The organism is Pseudomonas sp. FW507-12TSA (assembly GCF_058781435.1).
Window position 1 is genome coordinate 25641 of sequence record NZ_JBYSWT010000040.1, and the last position, 21673, is coordinate 47313.

The window sequence follows — 21673 nt, forward strand, 5'->3', positions numbered from 1 at the left end:
ATTCCTGCGCCTTGTGCAAAACCTGCCAAGCCGCGCGCCTGCACCTGGTGATCACCAGGTGCAGGCTTTGTCGTGCCCCGTTGACGATATATACATTAAAGTCCAGTATGGATTTAAAAGTACAAAACAGCTGCGCCGTTCCACCTCTTCTTTCTGTCTTGCCAAACCAACAACAATTCGCGAGAGAACGAACATGAAAAAACTCCCCCTTATCAGTGGCCTGGTCCTGGGCCTGTTGGCGTGCACCCAGCTCTCGGCCGCCGAGAAGACCCTGCGCTTCGGGATCGAGGCCGCTTATCCACCCTTTGCCTTCAAGACCGCCGAAGGCAAGATCGCTGGCTTCGACTACGACATCGGCAATGCCCTGTGCGCGCAGATGCAGGTCAAGTGCGAGTGGACCGAGGTCGAGTTCGATGGGCTGATTCCATCGCTGAAGGTGAAGAAGATCGATGCCGCGCTGTCATCCATGACCATCACCGCCGAGCGCCGCAAGTCGGTGGATTTCACCCACAGGTACTACTTCACCTCGTCGCGCCTGGTGATGAAGAAAGGCGCCGTGGTGGACGACCAGTACCAGAGCCTCAAGGGCAAGACCATCGGTGTGCAGCGTTCCACCACCACCGACCGCTACGCCACCGAGGTCCTGGAACCCCAAGGCATCAAGGTGACGCGCTACAGCAATAACGAAGAGATCTACATGGACCTGGCGGCGGGGCGCCTGGATGCGATCTTCGCCGACACCATCCCGCTGGAGGATTTCCTGTCGATGCCCCGCGGCGCCGACTATGCCTTCGTCGGCCCGGAGCTCAAGGATCCGAAGTACGTCGGCGAGGGCGCCGGGATCGCCGTGCGCAAGGGGAACGAGCAACTGGTGGGCGAACTGGACAAGGCCATCGCCGGCATCCGCGCCAACGGCGAGTATCAGAAGATCCAGGCCAAGTACTTCAAGTCGGATATCTACGGCGACTGATGCCGCAGGCGTTTGCGAGCGATCGCTCCCAGGGGCGCTCGCTCGCCGAGGATCACTGCTCCTTGAGTTCCTTGAGGTGCTTGTACACCGTCGCCCGGCCCATGTTCAGCACGTTGGCCACATAGTTGGCGGCACTCTTGCCCTTGAATGCGCCTTCGGCGTGCAGCGCCAGCACCAGTTCGCGCTTGTGGTCGCGGGTCAGCAGGTTCAGCCCCAGCTGCCGCTCGCGCAGCCAGTTGTGCAGGAAGGTGTTGATCCGCTCCTGCCAGTCATCGCGAAACAGTGAGTCTGGCTGTGGGATCAGCTTGCTGGGGGAGAGGAACAGGTCCAGCGCGGCCTTGGCATTCTCGAACAGCGAGATGTTCAGGTTGATGCACAGCACCGCCAGCGGCTGGTCCTTGGCGTCGCGCAGCACGGTGCTCAGGCTGCGGATCTTCTGGCCGTCCCAGTTGAGCTTTTCGTAGGGGCCGATGTTCCGTTCATCGCTGTCGCCGCTGAGCATGTCTTCCAGGGCCGCATCGTCACCCACTTCACGCTTGGACAGATTGTTGGCGATGTAGTCGACCTTCTGCGTGCGCAAGTCGTGGAGCACCACTTCGGCGTGGGGGAAGAACAGGGTGGCAATGGCGTCGGCGATCGCCCGGAAATTGTCCAGGGCAGGGTCCTTTGCGGGTGTGGTCATGGGTGTACTCCTGGCGGCTTCAGCGCCCGCCGCTGGCGGGCGCTGGGAGTGTGCCGCAATCGTCCGGGCGCGTCATCCCGAGGTATCAGCCCAGGCGGGCGGGGGACAGCATGGCGGCGTCCAGGCCGAAGGCCGCCAGTGCCTCCGGCAGGGCGGCGCCGCGTACCAGGGCGGCGCTGGCCTGGCCCATGGCCGGTGAGGTCTGGATGCCGTAGCCGCCTTGGCCGGCCACCCAGAACAGCCCGGGCACTTGCGGGTCGAACCCGGCCAGCAGGTCGCCATCGCTGACGAAGCTGCGCAGGCCGGCCCAGCTCCGGGTCGGGCGGCGGATGCTCAAGGTCGTGGCTTCCTCGATCCGGTGGATGCCCAGGGCGATGTCCAGTTCTTCCGGCTGCACATCTTGGGGCGGCACTGGATCGGCGTTGGCCGGGGAGCCGAGGAACATGCCGGCATCGGGTTTCATGTAGAAGGATTCGTCGAGGCTGACCAGCATCGGCCAGTGCTGGCAGTCCGGGTCTTGCGGGCCGGCGAAGATGAACGCGGCGCGGCGCTTGGGTTGCAGGCCCAGGGGCCGGGCGCCGGCGAGCACGCCGACCTGATCGGCCCAGGCGCCGGCGGCGTTGATCAGCACCGGGGCGCTGAACGTCTGGCCGCTGGTGCGTACCAGCCAGTGGCCCTGGGCATCGCGCTCCAGCCCCAGGACTTCGCAATCGGTATGCAATTGGCCCTGGTTGCGGCGGATGCCGCGCAGGTAGCCCTGGTGCAGGGCATCGGTGTCGATGTCGCTGGCAGTCGGGTCGTAGAGGGCGCCGTGGACCTTGTCGCGGCGCAGGATCGGCAGGCGGGCGCAAGCTTCGTCGGCGTCGAACAGTTGCATCTGCGGCACGCTGGCCTTGGCGCTCAGGTACTGGCGCTGCAACTCGTCGGGGTCGTTGTCGAAGTCCACGGTCATCTCGCCTCGCGGGCTCAGCAGCGGATGCTCGCAGAAGCCTTCGGGCGGCTGGTCGAAGAACGCCCGGCTGGCCAGGGTCAGTGCGCGGACCTGGGGCGTGCCGTAGGCGGCGGTGTAGAGGGCGGCGGAGCGGCCGGTGGAGTGGTAGCCCGGATGGGATTCGCGTTCCAGCACCAGCACCCGGCCATGGCGCGACAGCCAGTAACCGGTGGAAGCCCCGGCAATACCGCCGCCAATGATGATGAAATCTGCCTCGGTCATTCGAAACTCCGCAAAGGATTCAGGTAACTGGTGCTCATTGCTGGCGGCGCAAGTGGTACAGGGCGTTGGCCAGGGCGATATCCTCCAGGCCCAGGCCGATGGAGCGGAAGAACACGTGGCGTTCGCCGCTGGGCAGCCGGGCCTGGTCGCTGAGCAACTCCGGCAGGTCGCCGAGAATTGCCCCGCTGTCCCAGCCGTGCTGTTGGCTGGCGATCAGCATGTCGCCGGCCGCGCCGGGGGTGGTGCGCCGGTAGTCACAGTACACCTGCATGTCCTGCAGGGCAGCGGGCGGCACCTCATGGGCTTGTGGCGCATTGGTGCTGATGGAGGTGATCAGCGCGGGCCGCTTTAGCTGGCGCGGATCGATCACTGGCCCGGCGGACGAGGTGCAGAGCAGGATCACGTCGGCTTGCTCCAGGGCCGCCTCGCGCTGGTCGACGAGCACCAGGCGCGGGTCGAGGGCCTGCAGGCGCGCGCGCTCCGCTGCGGACCGCCGGGCCAGGCTCGGGGAGTACAGGCGGATGTCCTGCCAGGGGCGCAGGTCCTTGATGTAGTGCAGGTGGGCCTGGGCCACCGGGCCACTGCCGATGATCGTCAGGCGCTGGACGCCAGGGCCGGCCAGGGCATCGACGGCGACGGCGGTGGTGGCGGCGGTGCGAGCGGTGGTCAGTTCCCCGGCATCGCACAGCAACAGCGGTTGGCCGTGGTCCATGGACATCAGCAGCGTCCAGGCGGTGACCAGCGGGCCTTGGGTACGCACGATGTAGGGGGAAGTCTTGACCCCGTAGACCCGATCTTCGGCCAGCACGCCCTGGAAGTTGATGAAGTCCCCGGCGCCCCGGGGGAACTCCACCAGCTGTTGCGGTGGTTGCACGGCCAGCCCGGCGGCCAGGTCACGGAACAGCTTGCGCAGGATCCGGGGCACGTCGAGTTGCTCGAGCAACTGGCGGGCCTGGGGCTGGGCAATCACGAATGGCGTGCTGGACATGGAGGTACTCCGTTTTTATAAACTTATTTGTCCATTATGGACTTTTAGTTTATCCGGGCAATATCCAGGCGAAAAAAAACGCAGCCCCAGGGCTGCGTCTTTGCTTGGCCGGGTCCGTTTGGACTCAGGCTTGCGGGCGCTTGCGCTCCACGGCGCGCAGCAGCTCGGTGGGCGGCATTTCGCAGCTGATCTTGTGTCCCAGCAGTTCCTCGATCGCCGGCAACTGGTAGGAGTCGTCCTCGCCGGCGAAGCTGATGGATACGCCGTCGGCGCCGGCCCGGCCCGTCCGGCCGATGCGGTGCACGTAGTCGTCGGGGACTTCCGGCAGGGTGAAGTTGATCACGTGGCTGATGCCGTCGATGTGGATGCCGCGGCCGGCGACGTCAGTGGCCACCAGGACCCGGATCTTGCCTTCGCGGAAGCCTTCCAGGGTCTTGATCCTTTTGTGCTGCGGTACATCGCCGGAGAGCTGGGCGGCATTGACGCCGTCACGCACCAGGCGTTCCTCGATGCGCCGCACTTCATCCTTGCGGTTGGCGAAGACCATCACCCGCTCCCAGCCGTTGTCGTTGACCAGGTTGTACAACAGCTTGTACTTGTCGGCACCGGCCACGGCGTAGATGTGCTGCTCGACGTTGGCGTTGGCGACGTTCTCGGCTTCGATCTCGACGATCGCCGGATCGGTGGTCCATTGCTTGGCCAGGTTCATCACGTCTTCGGTGAAGGTGGCCGAGAACAGCAGGGTCTGGCGTTCGCTCTTGGGCGGGGTCTGGCGGATGATCTGCCGCACCTGGGGGATGAAGCCCATGTCGAGCATGCGGTCGGCTTCGTCCAGCACCATCACCTCGACCATGTCCAGGTGCACGTCGCCGCGCTGGTTGAAGTCCAGCAGGCGGCCGGGGGTGGCCACCAGGATGTCGCAGTGGCGGGCTTCGAGCTGCTTGAGCTGCTTGTCGAAGTCCATGCCGCCGACGAAGGTCATCACGTTCAGGCCGGTGTACTTGGTCAGCGCCGCGGCGTCCTTGGCGATCTGCACCACCAGTTCCCGGGTCGGGGCGATGACCAGCGCCCGCGGCTCGCCCATGTAGCGTTCCTTGGGCGGCGGGGTTTGCAGCAGCTGGGTGATGATCGAGATCAGGAACGCGGCGGTCTTGCCGGTGCCGGTCTGGGCGCGGCCGATGGCGTCCTTGCCCGCCAGGGTGAAGCCCAGTACCTGGGCCTGGATCGGCGTGCAGTAGGGGAAACCCAGGTCGTGGATGGCATGCATCAGTTCCGGGGCGAGCTTGAAATCATGGAAACGGGTCTTGCCTTCCTGGGGCTCGACCACGAAGTCCTCGAGCTTCCAGGTACTGACCGGCGGTTTCGGGGCGCGTGGGCGACGCTGCTCGGCCTTGGGTTTTTCCGCGCGCGGCGCCTTGGGAGTGGAAGGGGCGGCCGGTGTGGTCACCGGTTCTTTTTTAGTGGCGGTAGCGGGCGCGCTCCGTTCCGGCTGGTGGCCGTCATTGCGGCTGCTGGAAGGGGGGATGGGAGCACTGGGGCTTGGCGCTATCGGCTCTGCCTCGCTTTTACCGAAGATTTTCTTGAGTGCTTTGAGCACGGTCATCTCATCAATTGGTTAAGGAATGTACGCCGGCCAGTGTAATGCAAGAAACGGGCGCGGCGTAGTCTGTTGCTCGCCCTGTGGTCCCTGGGCGGAGGGTTAGCGCAGGCGCGCGGCCAGCCAGGTGCCGATATCGCGAATTTCCTCGGGCAGCACCTCGTGTTCCATCGGGTATTCCTGCCAGCTCACGTCGACCCCGCGTTGCTTGAGGTGTTCGTAGGCGGTGCGGCCCATGGCGTTCTGCACCACTTCATCGTACTGACCGTGCAGCGCCAGCACCGGGATCCGCTGCTGGCTGGCCGACAGTTGCAGTTCGTCGCTGAAAGTCGGGGCATAGGTGGACAGCGCCAGCACGCCGCCCAAGGGGCCCTGCCACCTGAGGAAGGCGGTGTGCAACACCACCGCGCCGCCCTGGGAGAAGCCGGCGAGGAAGATCCGCGAAGCGTCGATGCCGCTGGCCCGTTGCTCCTCGATCAGGCGGATGACCTGGTCGGCCGATTCCTCCAGTTGCTCGCGGCTGATGGCCCGGGCCGGGTTCATGGCCAGGATGTCGTACCAGCTGGGCATGGCGTAGCCGCCATTGATGGTCACCGCTCGGGTCGGCGCCTGGGGCAGGACGAAGCGGGTGCTCAGCAGCGTCTCTTGCAGGGCCTCGGCCACCGGCAGGAAATCGTAGCGATCCGCACCCAGGCCGTGAAGCCAGATCACGCAGGCATCGGCAGGCTTGCTGGGCTGAAGGGTCAGGGGCTGGGTCATGGTTGCTCCAATTGTGTACGTGTGCGCCGGCCCGGGCATGGCCCAGGGGCGCGGCAAATTGATCGGTGAGGATGGCGCCAGGGCCAGCGGTTGCTGGCGTAACACTAACAGGCTGGCGCCGGCCTGGGGATAGCCAGCTATGTCCTTCAATTTGCAGGATCAGGTACAGGAGGAATTGCGAGACAGAACATTGAACTACGAGAAAAGCCTGAATACCATGTCGGTAAATTCATCCAATGATTGGATGACAAGAGCGCATGCCATGAGTGAAATGTCTCCTTTGATCAAACGCTCCCTGGTCGACCAGGCCCTGGAGCAGTTGCGCCTGCGGATCACCCGGGGCGCCTGGGTCGTTGGCCAGCGCCTGCCTACCGAGCCGGAACTGGCGGCCGAGCTGGGCATCAGCCGCAACACGGTGCGCGAGGCGATGCGGGTCCTGGCGTTTTCCGGGTTGATCGAGATCCGCCAGGGCGACGGTAGTTACCTGCGGGCGGTGGCCGATCCCCTGGACATGCTCCAGGCCCTGTCCCAATGCTCCGTGGAGCAGGCCCGGGAAACCCGGCAGATCCTCGAAGTGGAGGCCGTGGGCCTGGCGGCCTTGCGTCGCACCGAGCAGGACCTGCACGAGTTGCAGGTGGCCCTGCATGACAGCAGTGGGCACTTCCATGGCGACCTGGAACGCTACATCGCCTGCGACCTGGTGTTCCACCAACGGCTGGTGGACGCTGCGCACAACCCGACCCTCAGCCAGCTGTACCGCTACTTCTCCAGCGTGGTGGGGGCCCAGTTGCGCCAGAGCCTGAACATCACTCCGCGCCGCCAGGACGTCTTCGACCTGCACCAGCACTTGCTCGATGCCATCGAACAAGGCGACCCCGAGCGCGCCAAGGGTATTTCCCGCCAACTGATCAACGAATCCTGAAGCCGAGACCGACCATGTCCAACCACCAGGCATCCCCCCATACCCCACCGCCGGAACTGCTGATCGACGCCGAGGCCGACGACGAAGAAGTGCAGCAGGCTCCGCCAGTGCTGCGTCGCCCCTGGCTGTTGCTGCTGGGGTTGATCCTGGTGGCGCTGAACCTGCGGCCGGCGCTGTCGAGCATGGCACCGCTGCTCAGTGATGTATCGCAGCACCTGGGGCTGTCGGCAGCCAAGGCCGGTTTGCTGACCACCCTGCCAGTGTTGTGCCTGGGGCTGTTCGCGCCCCTGGCACCGGTGCTGGCCCGGCGTTTCGGCGCCGAGCGGGTGGTGCTGGGGATCTTGCTGACCCTGGCCCTGGGCATCGTCGTGCGCAGCTCGTTCGGTGAGATCGGGGTGTTTGCCGGGAGCATCCTGGCGGGCGCCAGCATCGGGGTGATCGGCGTGTTGCTGCCGGGTATCGTCAAGCGTGATTTCGCGCGCCAGGCCGGGACCATGACCGGGGTCTACACCATGGCCCTGTGCCTGGGCGCCGCCATGGCGGCCGGAGCCAGCGTGCCCTTGAGCCATGCCTTTGGCGACAGCTGGGCCATGGGCCTGGGCTTCTGGGTGGTGCCGGCGCTGGTGGCGGGGTTGTTCTGGCTGCCCCAGGTCGGGCAGAAGCACGGCGCCCATCATGTGGCCTATCGCGTGCGGGGGCTGTTGCGTGACCGCCTGGCCTGGCAGGTGACCCTGTACATGGGCCTGCAATCTTCCCTCGCTTACATCGTGTTCGGCTGGTTGCCGTCGATCCTCATCGGTCGTGGCCTGAGCCCGACCCAGGCGGGACTTGTGCTGTCGGGCTCGGTAATCGTGCAGTTGATCAGCTCCCTGGCCGCTCCCTGGCTGGCGACCCGGGGCAAGGACCAGCGCCTGGCCATCGTGATCGTCATGCTGATGACCCTGGGCGGCCTGTTCGGTTGCCTTTACGCGCCGCTCGATGGCCTGTGGGGCTGGGCGATCCTCCTGGGCCTGGGCCAGGGCGGCACCTTCAGCCTGGCCCTGACCCTGATCGTGCTGCGCTCGCGCGATACCCACGTGGCGGCCAACCTGTCGAGCATGGCCCAGGGCATCGGCTATACGCTGGCATCCATGGGCCCGTTCGCGGTGGGCCTGGTGCACGACTGGACCGGTGGCTGGAATGCCCTGGGCTGGATCTTCGCGGTGCTGGGCGGTGGCGCCATCATCGCCGGGCTGGGCGCCGGCCGTGCGCTTTATGTGCAGGTGCAAAGCGAAAGGATCTGAGCGGCCTCACCGACGGTATTTACCCGGCAAATGTCGGTAGTGTTCCGTCGGTTTGCGGATTATCGTGCAGGTATTCCACGTCCCTTCGGAGTCTGTCCATGAGCGATGCCCATCGTGCGCTGATCAGCGAGTTCTACCAGGCTTTCCAACGCCTGGATGCCGAGGCCATGAGCGCCTGCTACACCGAGGATGTGCTCTTCAGCGACCCGGCGTTCGGTGAGCTGCGCGGGCGTGACGCCGGCGACATGTGGCGCATGCTGGCCTCGCGGGCCAAGGATTTCTCGTTGACCTTCGACAGTGTGCGCGCCGATGAGCGCAGCGGTGGCGCGCACTGGGTGGCGACCTACCTGTTCAGCCAGACCGGGCGCACCGTGGTCAACGATATCCAGGCGCGTTTCGTGTTCCGCGACGGCAAGATCTGCGAGCACCACGATCATTTCGGCATGTGGCGCTGGGCTCGCCAGGCCCTGGGAGCCAAGGGCTTGCTGCTGGGCTGGACGCCACTGCTGAAGAATGCCGTGCGTGCCCAGGCGCGCAAGGGTTTGAGGGCCTTCCAGGGCGGTCGCTGAATCCATCCTCTGTTAAGATCGCGGCTTGTTATCCACAAGCCCGATGCCTTTCGTGACCAACCCCGATCCGTCCCCCGTCGCCTGCGCCGTACCACCGGTAGCGTCCAGCAAACCCTGGTTCGTCTACCTCGTGCGGGCGGCCAATGGCGCCTTGTATTGCGGTATCAGCGACGATCCGCAGCGGCGTTTCGCCAAGCACCAAAGCGGCAAGGGCGCGCGTTTCTTTCTCTCCAGTCCGGCGGTCGCGCTGGTCTATACCGAGGCTTGTCGCGACAAGAGCGAAGCCCTGCGCCAGGAGCGGCTGATCAAGAAACTCAAGAAGAGTGCCAAGGAGTGCCTGGTGGCGGGGGCGGCAGGGCAGTCATCAATCTGACTGATGGTTTCCCATCAGTCGAATTCGTAGGTCATCCGTCGATTGCGCGCTAAGCTCAAGCCTCTTTTTCTCATGGCGGAGCCTGGTATGTCTGAGTTGATCCTTCATCATTACTCGACCTCACCCTTTGCGGAGAAAGCCCGCTTGCTGCTGGGTTTCAAGGGGCTTTCCTGGCGTTCGGTGAAGATCGCCCCGGTGATGCCCAAGCCCGACCTGACCGCGCTGACCGGTGGTTATCGCAAGACCCCGGTCCTGCAGGTCGGGGCCGACATCTATTGCGACACGGCAATGATCGCCCGGCGCCTGGAGCAGGAAAAAGCCAGCCCGGCGCTGTTTCCCGAAGGCCAGGAGCTGACCAGCGCGACCTTCGCTGCCTGGGCCGACTCGACGGTGTTCCAGCATGCGGTGACCCTGGTGTTCCAGCCTGAATCGGCTGCGGTGCGCTTTGGCAAGCTGCCGCCGGAGGCCGTCAAGGCATTCATGGCCGACCGGGCCGGGCTGTTCAGTGGCGGTAGTGCTCGCCGGGTGCCGTTGGAGCAGGCCAGGCACCAATGGCCGACTTTCATGGCGCGCCTGGAGCAGCAGTTGCAACGTGAGCCGGGAGACTTCCTGTTTGGCCAGCCGTCGATCGCCGACATCGCCATGGCCCATCCCCTGTGGTTCCTCAAGGGCACCCCGGTGACCGCGCCGCTGGTGGATGAATACCCTGCGGTCGCCGCCTGGCTGGCCCGGGTGCTGGATTTCGGCCACGGCGCCTCCAGCGAGATGAGCGCCGAAGAGGCCCTGGCGGTGGCGCATGCTGCGACGCCGGCCCCGCTGCCCCAGGAAGCTTTCGTCGATGCCAATGGTTTCAAGGCCGGCCAGCAGGTGGTGATTGCCGCGACCGACTATGGGGTCGATCCGGTGGCCGGGGAGTTGCTGTTCGCCGGGAGCGAAGAGCTGATCCTGCGTCGCGAGGACCCGCGCGCCGGTGTGGTGCATGTGCACTTCCCGCGCCTGGGGTTTGGCATCCAGGCCCAGTGACCTGCTGCCATGGCCGCTACTTGGGCAGGGCGGCCATGATGGCGTCGGGATCGTAGGTGCGGATCAGGGTGCCGTTCACGTCCAGGATCGGGATCCCGGCGCCACCCAGGTCGATGTAGGCCTGGCGCGCGCTGGGGTCTTTCTCTATATCGAACTCCCGATAGGGAATGCCCTTCTGGTCGAGAAAGCGCCGGGTGGCCTTGCAGTAGCCGCACCAGTCGGTGGCGTACAGCACCACCCTGGCCTGGCTACGGGTGGTCTCGGAAACCGCCGCGCCAGGATCGAACAGGCGCTCGATCTTGCCCCAGTGCTGGTAGAGCACCACTACCAGCAGGATCAGCAGGAACTTCTTCAAGACCCCCTGGAGCATCAGTTGCGACGCTTGAGCTGGTCGGTCAGCTGGGTCGGCAGGCCCTTGATGATCAAGGTCCCGGCTTCTTCGTCGTACTCGATCTTCGAGCCCAGCAGGTGGGCCTCGAAGCTGATGGACAGGCCCTCGGCGCGGCCGGTGAAGCGGCGGAACTGGTTGAGGGTGCGCTTGTCTGCCGGGATTTCCGGCGACAGGCCGTAGTCCTTGTTGCGGATATGGTCGTAGAACGCCTTCGGCCGGTCTTCGTCGATCAACTCCGAGAGCTCTTCCAGGCCTACGGGTTCGCCGAGCTTGGCCTGGCTGCTGGCGTAGTCCACCAGGGCCTTGGTCTTCTCCCGCGCCGAGTCCTCGGGCAGGTCTTCGCTTTCGACGAAGTCGCTGAAGGCCTTGAGCAGGGTGCGGGTCTCGCCAGGGCCGTCGACGCCTTCCTGGCAACCGATGAAGTCGCGGAAGTATTCCGAGACCTTCTTGCCGTTCTTGCCCTTGATGAATGAAATGTACTGCTTGGACTGCTTGTTGTTCTGCCACTCGGAGACGTTGATCCGCGCCGCCAGGTGCAGTTGGCCCAGATCCAGGTGACGGGAGGGCGTCACGTCCAGCTGGTCGGTCACCGCCACGCCTTCGCTGTGGTGCAGCAGGGCGATGGCCAGGTAGTCGGTCATGCCCTGCTGGTAGTGAGCGAACAGCACGTGACCGCCCACCGACAGGTTGGATTCTTCCATCAGCTTCTGCAGGTGTTCCACCGCCACTCGGCTGAAGGCGGTGAAGTCCTGGCCACCGTCGAGGTATTCCTTCAGCCAGCCGCTGAAGGGAAAGGCGCCGGACTCCGGATGGAACAGGCCCCAGGCCTTGCCCTGCTTGGCGTTATAGCTTTCGTTGAGGTCGGCGAGCATGTTCTCGATGGCCGCGGACTCTGCCAGCTCCGAGTTGCGGGCGTGCAGCACGGCAGGGCTGCCGTCGGGTTTCTTGTCGATCAGGTGGACGATGCAATGACGGATCGGCATGGGCTTCTCGGCTGGTTGAAGGGGGGAGGGCGGGCTCCCTGAAAAAGTGCCCAGTGTACCGCACCCGCTGGTTTTGGCGCGGTTGGCCGGGTGATGAACGGCTCGTAGGTGCAGCTTATGCAGTTTTTTACCGATTTAGAGCAATAAAGCTGACCAAATGGCTAGGTAGAGGCGGATATTTCGCCGTCTGTGTGCTAGTTTTGCCCCGTCTTACGCGGTGTCTCTGCGTTAAGCGTGCAGTCAGCATTTGTCGGGTCGAACCAAACCCAGAATTCGGTATCTATAACCCCGATCCGTCGTGGTTGTAACCGGGGTGCCAGATCCACAAGATCTGGCTCGATGGCTGACACTGCACTCTGCAATCCAAATGAATTTGATAGGGAAGGAACACCATAATGGCTATTACTAAAGACCAACTGATCGCCGATATCGCTGAAGCTATCGACGCGCCGAAAACCACCGCGCGTAACGCCCTGGATCAACTGGCCCAGATCGTTGCTGATCAATTGGAAAATGGCGGCGAAATCACTCTGCCAGGCATCGGCAAACTGAAAGTGACCGAGCGTCCTGCCCGTACTGGCCGTAACCCATCGACTGGCGCTGCCATCGAAATCGCTGCCAAGAAAGTGATCAAGCTGGTTGTGGCCAAAGGCCTGACCGACGCTATCAACAAGTAATACCTGCAGTGAAACCGTGCTCAGAGTCTTCCGGGCACGGTTTGGGTGATAACGGTTCACGCAAGGTGAATCGTCGCTGAATCCCCCGCCTACTCAGTTCTTCCCTGCCCAGCGCTCCTGACTCCAGGCCTGTTGCTGTGCCTTGTCCTTGAAGGTCCAGGCCACGAAGCGGCTCTGTTTCTGCCCCTGGGACATTTCCACTACCCGGCTTTCCAGGACCCCGGCCTTGTGCAGTGCGCTGTCGATCGCCGGCAGGTTCGATGCCTTCGACACCAGGGTGCTGAACCACAGCACTTGCTGGCCGAGCGCGGCGCTTTCGCTGATCAGCTGGCTGACGAAACCGATCTCGCCACCTTCGCACCACAGCTCCCGGGCCTGGCCGCCAAAGTTCAGCACGGGCAGCTTGCGCTTGGGGTCGGCCTTGCCCAGGGCGCGCCATTTACGCTGGCTGCCCCGGGTGGCCTCTTCGAGGGAGGAGTGGAAGGGCGGGTTGCACAGGGTCAGGTCGAAGCGCTCGTTGCTGTCGAGCAAGCCGTCGAGGATCTGCTTCGGGTTGCCTTGCTGGCGCAGGCTGATGGCCTTGCTCAAGCCATTGGCCTGGACGATGGTCTTGGCCGCCGCCAGTGCGGTGCTGTCGATGTCCGAGCCGAGGAAGTGCCAGCGGTAGTCGCTGTAGCCGATCAGTGGATAGATGCAGTTGGCGCCGACGCCGATATCCAGCGCCCGTACGGCGGCGCCCCGGGGAATCTCGCCCTGGTTGTGGCTGGCCAGCAGGTCGGCGAGAAAGTGCACGTAGTCGGCGCGGCCGGGCACCGGCGGGCAAAGGAAGTCCGCTGGAATGTCCCAATGGGCGATGCCATAGAAGGCCTTGAGCAGGGCGCGGTTGAACACGCGCACGGCGGCGGGGTCGGCGAAGTCGATGCTTTCCTTGCCGTAGGGGTTGAGGATCACGAACTGGCCCAGTTCCGGGGTGCCCTTGATCAGTTGTGGGAAGTCGTAGCGCCCCTGGTGGCGGTTGCGCGGGTGCAGGCTGGCTTTTTCCCGGGGGGCGGCGACCTTGGTTGCAGTGGCGGGCTTGGGCTTCTTGCGCGGCGGCTTGGGGGTGTTGGGGGCGGTCATGGCGGAATGAATTCGGGGCTGGCTCAAATTGGCGGGCATTGTCCCACAACAGCAGCGGCAAGTTTCAAGCGGTGAGCGACAAGAGAGGACCGGACAAGCGCCATAAAAAAGGGAGGCCCTGTGGGCCTCCCTGTTTGTCTTGCGCTGATCGCCGTTACAGGCTGGAGATCCGTGCGTGCTGCTCGGCCAGCTTGCCCAGGGCCTGCTCGGCCTCGGCCAGCTTGGCGCGTTCCTTCTCGATCACCTCGGCAGGGGCCTTGTCGACGAAGGAGGCGTTGGATAGCTTGCCGCCCACACGCTGCACTTCGCCTTGCAGGCGCTGGATTTCCTTGTCCAGGCGAGCCAGTTCCGCACCTTTGTCGATCAGGCCGGCCATCGGCACCAGCACTTCCATCTCGCCGACCAGGGCGGTGGCCGACAGCGGTGCTTCGTCGCCGGCGCCCAGCACGGTGATGGACTCGAGCTTGGCCAGCTTCTTCAGCAGGGCCTCGTTCTCGGCCAGGCGGCGCTGGTCTTCGGCGCTGGCGTTCTTCAGGAACAGTGCCAGGGGCTTGCCCGGGCCGATGTTCATCTCGGCACGGATGTTACGGGTGCCGAGCATCAGGCCCTTGAGCCATTCGATGTCGTCCTCGGCCGCCTGGTCGATGCGTGCCTCGACGGCCACCGGCCATGGTTGCAGCATGATGGTCTTGCCAGTGCTGCCTGCCAGCGGCGCCAGGCGCTGCCAGATTTCCTCGGTGATGAACGGCATGAACGGATGGGCCAGGCGCAGGGCCACTTCCAGCACGCGCACCAGGGTCCGACGGGTGCCGCGCTGGCGCTCGACCGGAGCGTTCTCGTCCCACAGTACAGGCTTGGACAGTTCCAGGTACCAGTCGCAGTACTGGTTCCAGATGAACTCGTACAGCGCCTGGGCGGCCAGGTCGAAGCGGAACTGGTCGAGTTGGCGAGTGACTTCGGCTTCGGTGCGCTGCAGCTGCGAGATGATCCAGCGATCGGCCAGGGACAGCTCGTAAGCCTCGCCGTTCTGGCCGCAGTCTTCGCCTTTGTCCAGCACGTAGCGCGCGGCGTTCCAGATCTTGTTGCAGAAGTTGCGGTAACCCTCGACGCGACCCATGTCGAACTTGATGTCGCGACCGGTGGTGGCCAGGGAGCAGAAGGTGAAGCGCAGGGCGTCGGTGCCGTAGCTGGCGATGCCGTCGGCGAACTCGGCGCGGGTCTGCTTCTCGATGGCTTTCTGCAGCTTGGGCTGCATCAGGCCGGTGGTGCGTTTTTGCACCAGGGTCTCGAGGTCGATGCCGTCGATGATATCCAGCGGGTCAAGGACGTTGCCCTTGGACTTGGACATCTTCTGGCCCTGGCCGTCGCGGACCAGGCCGTGCACGTAGACGGTCTTGAACGGAACCTGCGGTGTACCGTCCTCGTTCTTCACCAGGTGCATGGTGAGCATGATCATCCGGGCGACCCAGAAGAAAATGATGTCGAAACCGGTCACCAGCACATCGGTGGGGTGGAAGGTCTTGAGAAATTCGGTCTGCTCCGGCCAGCCCAGGGTGGAGAAGGTCCACAGGCCCGAACTGAACCAGGTGTCGAGGACGTCGTTGTCCTGCTGCAGGGCGATGTCCGCGCCGAGGTTGTGCTTGGCCCGTACTTCGGCCTCGCTGCGGCCGACGTAGACCTTGCCCGACTCGTCGTACCAGGCCGGGATGCGATGGCCCCACCACAGCTGGCGGCTGATGCACCAGTCCTGGATATCGCGCATCCAGGAGAAGTACATGTTTTCGTACTGCTTGGGCACGAACTGGATGCGGCCATCTTCCACGGCAGCGATGGCAGGTTCTGCCAGCGGCTTGGTGGAGACGTACCACTGGTCGGTCAGCCAGGGCTCGATGACGGTGCCGGAGCGGTCGCCCTTCGGCACTTTCAGGGCGTGGTCGTCGACGCTGACCAGCAGGCCGGCGGCGTCGAAGGCGGCGACGATCTGCTTGCGCGCCTCGAAGCGGTCCAGGCCCACGTATTCGGCCGGGATCTTGCCGTCGATGCTGTCGTTCAGGCTGCCGTCCAGGTTGAATACCTGGCAGGCCGGCAGGACGCTGGCGTTCTTGTCGAAGATGTTCAGCAGCGGCAGGTTGTGGCGCTTGCCGACTTCGTAGTCGTTGAAGTCGTGGGCCGGGGTGATCTTCACGCAACCGGTGCCGAATTCAGGGTCGCAATAATCGTCGGCGATGATCGGGATGCGCCGGCCAACCAGCGGCAGCTCGACGAACTTGCCGATCAGGGCCTGGTAGCGCTCGTCGGTCGGGTTCACCGCGACGGCGGCGTCGCCCAGCATGGTTTCCGGGCGGGTGGTGGCGACGATCAGGTAGTCGTTGCCTTCAGCGGTCTTGGCGCCGTCGGCCAGCGGGTACTTCAGGTTCCACAGGAAACCCTTCTCGTCGTGGTTTTCCACTTCGAGGTCGGAGATCGCGGTGTGCAGCTTGGTATCCCAGTTGACCAGGCGCTTGCCGCGGTAGATCAGGCCGTCTTCATGCAGGCGCACGAAGGCTTCCTTCACGGCTTCCGAGAGGCCGTCGTCCATGGTGAAGCGCTCGCGGCTCCAGTCCACGGAAGAACCCAGGCGGCGGATCTGGCGGCTGATGTTGCCACCGGATTGATCCTTCCATTCCCAGACCTTCTCCAGGAACTTCTCCCGGCCCAGGTCGTGGCGATTCTGGCCCTGGGCTTCGATCTGGCGCTCCACCAGCATCTGGGTGGCGATACCGGCGTGGTCGGTACCGGGCTGCCACAGGGTATTGCGACCCTGCATGCGGCGGAAACGGATCAGGGCGTCCATGATCGCGTTGTTGAAGCCGTGGCCCATGTGCAGGCTGCCGGTGACGTTCGGCGGCGGGATCATGATGGTGTAGGAGTCGCCCGCGCCTTGCGGGGCGAAGTAGTTCTCGGACTCCCAGGTCTGGTACCAGGAAGTTTCAATGGCGTGCGGCTGGTAGGTCTTATCCATGCGCGGCGGGACCCTATTGGCATTTATTCAGGAAAAGCCGGGAAGTATAGCGGAGGGGGGCAGCTGCAAGCCACAAGCGGCAAGCGACAAGATGGCCAGGCCCGGCTTTGATTCGTGGCTTACGGCTTGCCGCTGGTGGCTGCCGCGAGCAGGCGCTCCAGGCGGGCATCGAGGCGGCGCTTGATCTCGGTCTCGATGTGCGGGGCGAAGTCGTCGATCACGTCTTGCATGATCAGCTGGGCGGCAGCGCGCAGTTCGCTGTCCAGGTGCAGCAGGGCATCGGCATTGCTGTCGGCGGGGGCTGGCTTGGCGCTGGCGGTCGGTTTTGGGGCCGGGGCTGGAGCCGGTTCGGAGCTGGCGGCCTGTACCTGGGGCTTGGTTGGTGCTGCGGGTTCCACTGGCGTCGCTGCGGGCTGCTGGTTGCCCACCATATCGAACAGCAGTGGGATCTGGCCTTCGCCGGTGACGGTTTCGGTCAGCAGCGGCGGTTGCAGGTTCTCGTCACCGAGCAGTTGTCTGATCGACTCGAGGTCGTCCAGCAGGTGTGCGGACTTGGGGCGTGGGTTGGGAGTGTCCATCGGATGCTCAGAGTCGTTGTAAGCGGTGATCTTGCAGAGAATAGCCCTGTTCGCGATAGAAACGGAAACTCTCGCGGGCGGCCTGACGAATAGTGGGTTCTTCCACCACTACCTCGGCTATCCGGGCAAAACGCGGGGCGAAGGGCGGGACCTTGAGGTCCAGGTTCACCAGCAGGTCGGCATGCTCGCCGGGCTCCTGGCCCAGGCCCAGGACGATCTGGCCTTCGGGCTCGCTCTCCGCGGGGCCGTGGGGGACGAAGGTCTCGCCCTTGAAGCTCCATAGCCGGGCATCGAGTTCGTCGCGCTGGGCAGCATCGCTGCAATGCAGGTAGATGCGGTGGCCCATGCGCCAGGCCTTGTCGGTGAGCTTGCAGGCGAAGTCCAGGCGGGCCGCCGGGTCCGCGCTGGGGAGAATATAGAAGTCGACTTTGGTCATCGGGGTTCCTGAGCCGAGGGGGCGCGGCGCTCATGTCTGGCCCCCCACGGTCATGGTTTTCAGGCCTTGGCGCGGTCCAGCAGGTATTGGGTCAGCAGGGGCACCGGGCGACCGGTGGCGCCTTTGTCCTTGCCGCCGCTGGTCCAGGCGGTACCGGCGATGTCCAGGTGGGCCCAGTTCATGTTCTTGGTGAAGCGCGACAGGAAGCAGGCCGCGGTGATGGTGCCGGCCTTCGGACCGCCGATGTTGGCGATGTCGGCGAACGGGCTGTCCAGTTGCTCCTGGTACTCGTCGAACAGCGGCAGTTGCCAGGCACGGTCGTCGGCTTGCTGGCCGGCGCTGAGCAGTTGGCCGATCAGTTCGTCGTTGTTGCCCAGCAGGCCCGAGGTGTGGGCGCCCAGGGCCACCACGCAAGCACCGGTCAGGGTGGCGATGTCGATCACCGCCTGGGGCTTGAAGCGTTCGGCGTAGGTCAGGGCATCGCACAGCACCAGGCGGCCTTCGGCGTCGGTGTTGAGGATCTCCACGGTCTGGCCGCTCATGGTAGTGACGATGTCGCCAGGACGCGAGGCGCCGCCGCTAGGCATGTTCTCGGCGCAGGCCAGGATGCACACCAGGTTGATCGGCAGCTTGAGTTCGAGCACTGCACGCAGGGTGCCGAAGACGCTGGCGGCGCCGCCCATGTCGTACTTCATCTCGTCCATGCCGGCACCCGGCTTGAGGCTGATGCCGCCGGTATCGAAAGTGATGCCCTTGCCCACCAGGGCGAACGGCTTGTCGGACTTCTTGCCGCCGTTGTACTGCATGACGATCAGCCGTGGCGGCTGCTCGCTGCCCTGGCCCACGGCATAGAACGAGCCCATGCCCAGTTCCTTGATCTTCTTCTCGTCAAGGACCTCGACCTTCAGCCCCTTGAACTCCTTGCCCAGGGCCTTGGCTTGTTCGCCGAGGAAGCTTGGGTGGCAGATGTTCGGCGGCAGGTTGCCCAGGTCGCGGGTGAATGCCATGCCACTGGCGATGGCCTGGGCGTGGGTCGCAGCGCGTTCCACTTCAGCCTGGGCGGCCTTGATGGTCAGCAGGGTGATCTTCTTCAGTGGACGGGCTTCGGCCTTCTGGCTCTTGTAGCGATCGAAGACGTAGCCGCCGTCCAGCAGGGTCTCGGCCAGCAGGCGGGTCTTGCCGTAGCTGTCGCGGCCCTTGACCGCCACCTCGTCCAGGGCCAGCACCGCATCGGCGCCACCCAGGCCCTTGAGGGTGCTCAGCACGCCGCTGATGATCTTGCGGAATGGACGGTCGCCCAGTTCGTCATCCTTGCCGATGCCCACCAGCAGCAGGCGCTCGGCCTTGAGCTTGGCCATGCCGTGCAGCAGCAGGCTCTGGCCGATCTTGCCGGCCAGGTCGCCGCGCTTGAGTACGGCGCTGATGGCGCCGCCGCTGAGTTCGTCGAGTTGCTTGGCGACGTTGCCGAGTTTGCGGCCTTCGCCGACGGCGACCACCAGGGTGGCGGTCTTCAACGTTTCCGGGCTAACGCTTTTTACAACCAGTTCCATGTCCGGGTCCCTGAATGAATGGTCAAAGCGCGCGGGAAAGACTCCAGCGCGGGGCTTAGCCATATAGAAGAAGGCGTCGCGTGCTGCCGACGACAAAGCCGCCAGTTTGAACCTCGGCGCTTGCGGCTGACAACCCTCGTTTGGCCCAAGTTCGCCGCTTTGCCGCGTCGGGTGAGCATCCGCCGTGACAGGCGCATGCATTCACAGGATAATGCGCCATCCTTTTTCGGCGGCCCTGCATCCTGGGGCCGGCTCGATCGTTTGCTTGTTCGGCCGCCTTAGCCTGACAACCCTGGAGTGTCTGGTTTGATCGTCTTTCGTTATCTTTCCCGCGAAGTCCTGCTGACCCTCAGTGCCGTGAGCGCGGTGCTGCTGGTCATCATCATGAGCGGGCGCTTCGTCAAGTTCCTCGCACAGGCTGCCTCGGGCGCCCTGGATCCGGGCTCGCTGTTCCTGATCATGGGCTTTCGCCTGCCGGGTTTCCTGCAACTGATCCTGCCCCTGGGATTGTTCCTGGGCATTCTCCTGGCCTATGGCCGGCTCTATCTCGAAAGCGAGATGACCGTGCTCTCGGCTACCGGCATGAGCCAGCAGCGCCTGCTGGGCCTGACCATGATCCCGGCGGCCCTGGTGGCCTTGCTGGTGGCCTGGTTGAGCCTGAGCCTGGCTCCGCAGGGGGCCAACCAGTTCCAGTTGCTGCTGAACAAGCAGGATGCCCTGACCGAGTTCGACACCCTGGTGGCCGGGCGTTTCCAGGCCCTCAACGACGGTAGCCGGGTGACCTATACCGAGCAGTTGTCGGACGACCGCACCCAGTTGGGCGGCGTGTTCATTTCCGAGAAGCGCCTGAACCAGGAAAAGAAGGACCAGGGCATTTCCGTGCTGGTGGCCGAGAAGGGGCACCAGGACATCCGGCCCGACGGCAACCGCTACCTGATCCTGGAGAACGGCTATCGCTATGACGGCAACCCGGGCGAGGCCAACTACCGGGTGATCAAGTACGACACCTATGGCGTACTGCTGCAGCGCCCGGATATCAGCGAGGAGGTCACTGATCGTGACGCCATGCCGACTTCCGAGTTGATCGGCAAGGACGACCTGCGGGCCCGCGCCGAGCTGCAGTGGCGCCTGTCCCTGCCGCTGCTGGTGTTCATCGTGACCCTGATGGCGGTGCCGCTGTCCCGGGTCAACCCGCGCCAGGGCCGCTTCCTCAAGCTGATCCCGGCGATCCTCTTGTACATGGCGTACCTGACCATCCTGATTTCCGTGCGCGGCGCCCTGGAGAAAGGCAAGATCTCGCCGGCCCTGGGCTTGTGGTGGGTTCATGTACTGTTCCTGGTGATCGGCCTGGGACTGATGTATTGGGAACCGTTGCGTTTGAAAATGGCGAGTCGTCGCAGCATGAAGGAGATGGCTCGTGGTTAAGCTCGATCGCTACATCGGTAGCAGTGTGTTCATGGCGATTCTCGCGGTCCTGGGGATCATCCTCGGGCTGGCCTCGCTGTTCGCCTTCATCGATGAGACGGGCAGCATCAGCGATACCTACACCGTGATGGACGTGATGAGCTACGTGGTGCTCACCGCCCCGCGCCGGGTCTATGAAATGCTGCCGATGGCCGCGCTGATCGGCTGCCTGATCGGTCTCGGCGCCCTGGCCAGCAACAGTGAGCTGACCATCATGCGTGCCGCGGGCGTATCCGTCGGTCGGATCGTCTGGGCGGTGATGAAGCCGATGCTGCTACTGATGCTGGCTGGCCTGCTGGTGGGCGAGTACGTGGCGCCTGCCACCGAAACCCAGGCCCAGGCCGCTCGTGCCCTGGCCCAGGGTTCCGGGGATGCCCAGAGCTCCAAGCATGGCCTGTGGCACCGCCAGGGCGACGAGTTCATCCATATCAACGCTGTGCAACCCAACGGCCTGTTGTATGGGGTGACTCGCTATCATTTCGACGATCAGCGCCACATGCTGTCCTCGAGCTTCGCTCGCCAGGCCCGTTTCCACGAGAACTACTGGCAGCTGACCGAGGTCACCACCACCTATTTCCGTGAGGGGCATACCGAGGTCATCAATGTTCCCGAGGAGCGCTGGGATGTGGCCTTGAGCCCGCAGCTGCTGAGTACCGTGGTGATGGCGCCGGAATCCCTGTCCATCAGCGGCCTGTGGGGCTACATCCACTACCTGGCTGACCAGGGGCTGAACAATGGTCGCTACTGGCTGGCGTTCTGGGTCAAGATCCTGCAGCCGCTGGTGACTGCAGCCCTGGTGCTGATGGCGATTTCCTTCATCTTCGGTCCGCTGCGCTCGGTGACCCTGGGGCAGCGCGTGTTCACCGGCGTGCTGGTGGGCTTCGTGTTCCGCATCGCCCAGGACCTGCTGGGGCCTTCGAGCCTGGTGTTCGGGTTCTCGCCGCTGTTCGCGGTGCTGGTTCCGGCCGGGATCTGCGCGGTCGCCGGGTTCTGGATGCTGCGCCGGGCCGGTTGACGCGGCTTTTTGCCTCGTTTTGGTGCGACGCCCCGGCCTGCAAGCCGGGGCGTTTTTGCATTTGCCGGACGCTGACCGGT

The 21673-nt window shown here is 64.4% G+C and carries 21 protein-coding genes; 9 read left to right on the forward strand and 12 right to left on the reverse strand.

Annotation, left to right across the window (positions count from 1 at the left end; genetic code table 11):
* Positions 1–193: 193 nt before the first annotated feature.
* Entirely contained in the window at positions 194–970 is a 777-nt protein-coding gene (locus AC3WK8_RS28540) for an ABC transporter substrate-binding protein (RefSeq protein ID WP_103326458.1), read from the forward strand.
* Positions 971–1022: 52 nt separating this feature from the next.
* Here AC3WK8_RS28540 and AC3WK8_RS28545 read toward each other — a convergent pair whose 3' ends face one another.
* The 5 genes from AC3WK8_RS28545 to AC3WK8_RS28565 form a co-directional block, all read right to left on the reverse strand.
* Positions 1023–1652 carry a helix-turn-helix transcriptional regulator gene (locus AC3WK8_RS28545; RefSeq protein ID WP_085596235.1) on the reverse strand — a complete coding sequence of 210 codons (630 nt, stop codon included), beginning with the start codon at positions 1650–1652 and terminating at the stop codon, positions 1023–1025.
* Between the two features lie 85 nt (positions 1653–1737).
* Positions 1738–2865 carry an NAD(P)/FAD-dependent oxidoreductase gene (locus tag AC3WK8_RS28550; RefSeq protein WP_103326457.1) on the reverse strand — a complete coding sequence of 376 codons (1128 nt, stop codon included), beginning with the start codon at positions 2863–2865 and terminating at the stop codon, positions 1738–1740.
* A gap of 34 nt (positions 2866–2899) precedes the next feature.
* Positions 2900–3853, reverse strand: a complete 954-nt coding sequence (locus tag AC3WK8_RS28555) for an ornithine cyclodeaminase family protein (protein WP_085596233.1) — start codon at positions 3851–3853, stop codon at positions 2900–2902.
* A gap of 124 nt (positions 3854–3977) precedes the next feature.
* Positions 3978–5456 carry an ATP-dependent RNA helicase RhlB gene (rhlB, locus tag AC3WK8_RS28560; RefSeq protein WP_103326456.1) on the reverse strand — a complete coding sequence of 493 codons (1479 nt, stop codon included), beginning with the start codon at positions 5454–5456 and terminating at the stop codon, positions 3978–3980.
* A gap of 96 nt (positions 5457–5552) precedes the next feature.
* Positions 5553–6209 carry an alpha/beta hydrolase gene (locus tag AC3WK8_RS28565; protein WP_103326455.1) on the reverse strand — a complete coding sequence of 219 codons (657 nt, stop codon included), beginning with the start codon at positions 6207–6209 and terminating at the stop codon, positions 5553–5555.
* A gap of 262 nt (positions 6210–6471) precedes the next feature.
* Here AC3WK8_RS28565 and AC3WK8_RS28570 point away from each other — a divergent pair, with 262 nt between their 5' ends.
* The 5 genes from AC3WK8_RS28570 to AC3WK8_RS28590 all read left to right on the forward strand — a co-directional run bounded on the left by AC3WK8_RS28570 (position 6472) and on the right by AC3WK8_RS28590 (position 10379).
* Positions 6472–7131, forward strand: a complete 660-nt coding sequence (locus tag AC3WK8_RS28570; protein WP_085596230.1) for a FadR/GntR family transcriptional regulator — start codon at positions 6472–6474, stop codon at positions 7129–7131.
* Positions 7132–7145: 14 nt separating this feature from the next.
* Entirely contained in the window at positions 7146–8414 is a 1269-nt protein-coding gene (locus AC3WK8_RS28575; protein ID WP_103326454.1) for a CynX/NimT family MFS transporter, read from the forward strand.
* Between the two features lie 98 nt (positions 8415–8512).
* Entirely contained in the window at positions 8513–8983 is a 471-nt protein-coding gene (locus AC3WK8_RS28580) for a nuclear transport factor 2 family protein (RefSeq protein WP_103326453.1), read from the forward strand.
* 43 nt (positions 8984–9026) lie between these two features.
* On the forward strand, positions 9027–9356 hold the full coding sequence (locus tag AC3WK8_RS28585) for a GIY-YIG nuclease family protein (protein WP_219738200.1): 330 nt from the start codon (positions 9027–9029) through the stop codon (positions 9354–9356).
* Between the two features lie 87 nt (positions 9357–9443).
* Positions 9444–10379, forward strand: coding sequence for a glutathione S-transferase family protein (locus tag AC3WK8_RS28590; RefSeq protein WP_085596227.1), 936 nt, complete (start codon positions 9444–9446; stop codon positions 10377–10379).
* Between the two features lie 16 nt (positions 10380–10395).
* Here the strand turns inward: AC3WK8_RS28590 and AC3WK8_RS28595 are convergent, their stop codons facing one another.
* Together AC3WK8_RS28595 and yejK are read right to left on the reverse strand one after the other, a co-directional pair.
* Entirely contained in the window at positions 10396–10749 is a 354-nt protein-coding gene (locus tag AC3WK8_RS28595; RefSeq protein WP_068583499.1) for a glutaredoxin family protein, read from the reverse strand.
* A complete protein-coding gene (gene yejK / locus AC3WK8_RS28600) occupies positions 10749–11753 on the reverse strand; it encodes a nucleoid-associated protein YejK (protein WP_103326452.1) in 1005 nt (334 codons plus the stop codon). Before yejK ends, AC3WK8_RS28595 begins: the two co-directional genes overlap by 1 nt.
* Before the next feature lie 395 nt (positions 11754–12148).
* On the opposite strand from yejK, the gene AC3WK8_RS28605 reads away from it, so the two are divergent.
* Entirely contained in the window at positions 12149–12430 is a 282-nt protein-coding gene (locus AC3WK8_RS28605; protein ID WP_022642462.1) for an HU family DNA-binding protein, read from the forward strand.
* Positions 12431–12523: 93 nt separating this feature from the next.
* Here the strand turns inward: AC3WK8_RS28605 and rlmF are convergent, their stop codons facing one another.
* From rlmF to AC3WK8_RS28630, 5 genes are all read right to left on the reverse strand, one after another.
* Positions 12524–13549, reverse strand: coding sequence for a 23S rRNA (adenine(1618)-N(6))-methyltransferase RlmF (rlmF, locus tag AC3WK8_RS28610; protein ID WP_103326451.1), 1026 nt, complete (start codon positions 13547–13549; stop codon positions 12524–12526).
* 154 nt (positions 13550–13703) lie between these two features.
* Positions 13704–16550, reverse strand: a complete 2847-nt coding sequence (locus tag AC3WK8_RS28615; RefSeq protein WP_103326450.1) for a valine--tRNA ligase — start codon at positions 16548–16550, stop codon at positions 13704–13706.
* Positions 16551–16669: 119 nt separating this feature from the next.
* On the reverse strand, positions 16670–17128 hold the full coding sequence (locus AC3WK8_RS28620; protein ID WP_103326449.1) for a DNA polymerase III subunit chi: 459 nt from the start codon (positions 17126–17128) through the stop codon (positions 16670–16672).
* A 7-nt stretch (positions 17129–17135) separates the two neighbouring features.
* Positions 17136–17564 (reverse strand): DNA polymerase III subunit chi, encoded by a 429-nt coding sequence (locus AC3WK8_RS28625; RefSeq protein ID WP_103326448.1) that lies wholly within the window; start codon positions 17562–17564, stop codon positions 17136–17138.
* A 59-nt stretch (positions 17565–17623) separates the two neighbouring features.
* Entirely contained in the window at positions 17624–19114 is a 1491-nt protein-coding gene (locus AC3WK8_RS28630; protein WP_103326447.1) for a leucyl aminopeptidase, read from the reverse strand.
* Between the two features lie 306 nt (positions 19115–19420).
* Between AC3WK8_RS28630 and lptF the strand changes: the two genes are divergently transcribed.
* A complete protein-coding gene (gene lptF, locus AC3WK8_RS28635) occupies positions 19421–20539 on the forward strand; it encodes an LPS export ABC transporter permease LptF (RefSeq protein WP_085596221.1) in 1119 nt (372 codons plus the stop codon).
* Complete coding sequence (lptG, locus tag AC3WK8_RS28640; protein WP_085596220.1) at positions 20532–21593, forward strand: LPS export ABC transporter permease LptG; 1062 nt, start codon at positions 20532–20534, stop codon at positions 21591–21593. The genes lptF and lptG overlap by 8 nt, the downstream gene beginning before the upstream one ends.
* The last annotated feature ends 80 nt before the right edge of the window (positions 21594–21673 follow it).

Bases quoted from the DNA above. Each gene is read 5' to 3' on its own strand.
- AC3WK8_RS28540 (WP_103326458.1), top strand. From the start codon at position 194: ATGAAAAAACTCCCCCTTATCAGTGGCCTGGTCCTGGGCCTGTTGGCG.
- AC3WK8_RS28545 (WP_085596235.1), bottom strand. From the start codon at position 1,652: ATGACCACACCCGCAAAGGACCCTGCCCTGGACAATTTCCGGGCGATC.
- AC3WK8_RS28550 (WP_103326457.1), bottom strand. From the start codon at position 2,865: ATGACCGAGGCAGATTTCATCATCATTGGCGGCGGTATTGCCGGGGCT.
- AC3WK8_RS28555 (WP_085596233.1), bottom strand. From the start codon at position 3,853: ATGTCCAGCACGCCATTCGTGATTGCCCAGCCCCAGGCCCGCCAGTTG.
- rhlB (WP_103326456.1), bottom strand. From the start codon at position 5,456: ATGACCGTGCTCAAAGCACTCAAGAAAATCTTCGGTAAAAGCGAGGCA.
- AC3WK8_RS28565 (WP_103326455.1), bottom strand. From the start codon at position 6,209: ATGACCCAGCCCCTGACCCTTCAGCCCAGCAAGCCTGCCGATGCCTGC.
- AC3WK8_RS28570 (WP_085596230.1), top strand. From the start codon at position 6,472: ATGAGTGAAATGTCTCCTTTGATCAAACGCTCCCTGGTCGACCAGGCC.
- AC3WK8_RS28575 (WP_103326454.1), top strand. From the start codon at position 7,146: ATGTCCAACCACCAGGCATCCCCCCATACCCCACCGCCGGAACTGCTG.
- AC3WK8_RS28580 (WP_103326453.1), top strand. From the start codon at position 8,513: ATGAGCGATGCCCATCGTGCGCTGATCAGCGAGTTCTACCAGGCTTTC.
- AC3WK8_RS28585 (WP_219738200.1), top strand. From the start codon at position 9,027: ATGCCTTTCGTGACCAACCCCGATCCGTCCCCCGTCGCCTGCGCCGTA.
- AC3WK8_RS28590 (WP_085596227.1), top strand. From the start codon at position 9,444: ATGTCTGAGTTGATCCTTCATCATTACTCGACCTCACCCTTTGCGGAG.
- AC3WK8_RS28595 (WP_068583499.1), bottom strand. From the start codon at position 10,749: ATGCTCCAGGGGGTCTTGAAGAAGTTCCTGCTGATCCTGCTGGTAGTG.
- yejK (WP_103326452.1), bottom strand. From the start codon at position 11,753: ATGCCGATCCGTCATTGCATCGTCCACCTGATCGACAAGAAACCCGAC.
- AC3WK8_RS28605 (WP_022642462.1), top strand. From the start codon at position 12,149: ATGGCTATTACTAAAGACCAACTGATCGCCGATATCGCTGAAGCTATC.
- rlmF (WP_103326451.1), bottom strand. From the start codon at position 13,549: ATGACCGCCCCCAACACCCCCAAGCCGCCGCGCAAGAAGCCCAAGCCC.
- AC3WK8_RS28615 (WP_103326450.1), bottom strand. From the start codon at position 16,550: ATGGATAAGACCTACCAGCCGCACGCCATTGAAACTTCCTGGTACCAG.
- AC3WK8_RS28620 (WP_103326449.1), bottom strand. From the start codon at position 17,128: ATGGACACTCCCAACCCACGCCCCAAGTCCGCACACCTGCTGGACGAC.
- AC3WK8_RS28625 (WP_103326448.1), bottom strand. From the start codon at position 17,564: ATGACCAAAGTCGACTTCTATATTCTCCCCAGCGCGGACCCGGCGGCC.
- AC3WK8_RS28630 (WP_103326447.1), bottom strand. From the start codon at position 19,114: ATGGAACTGGTTGTAAAAAGCGTTAGCCCGGAAACGTTGAAGACCGCC.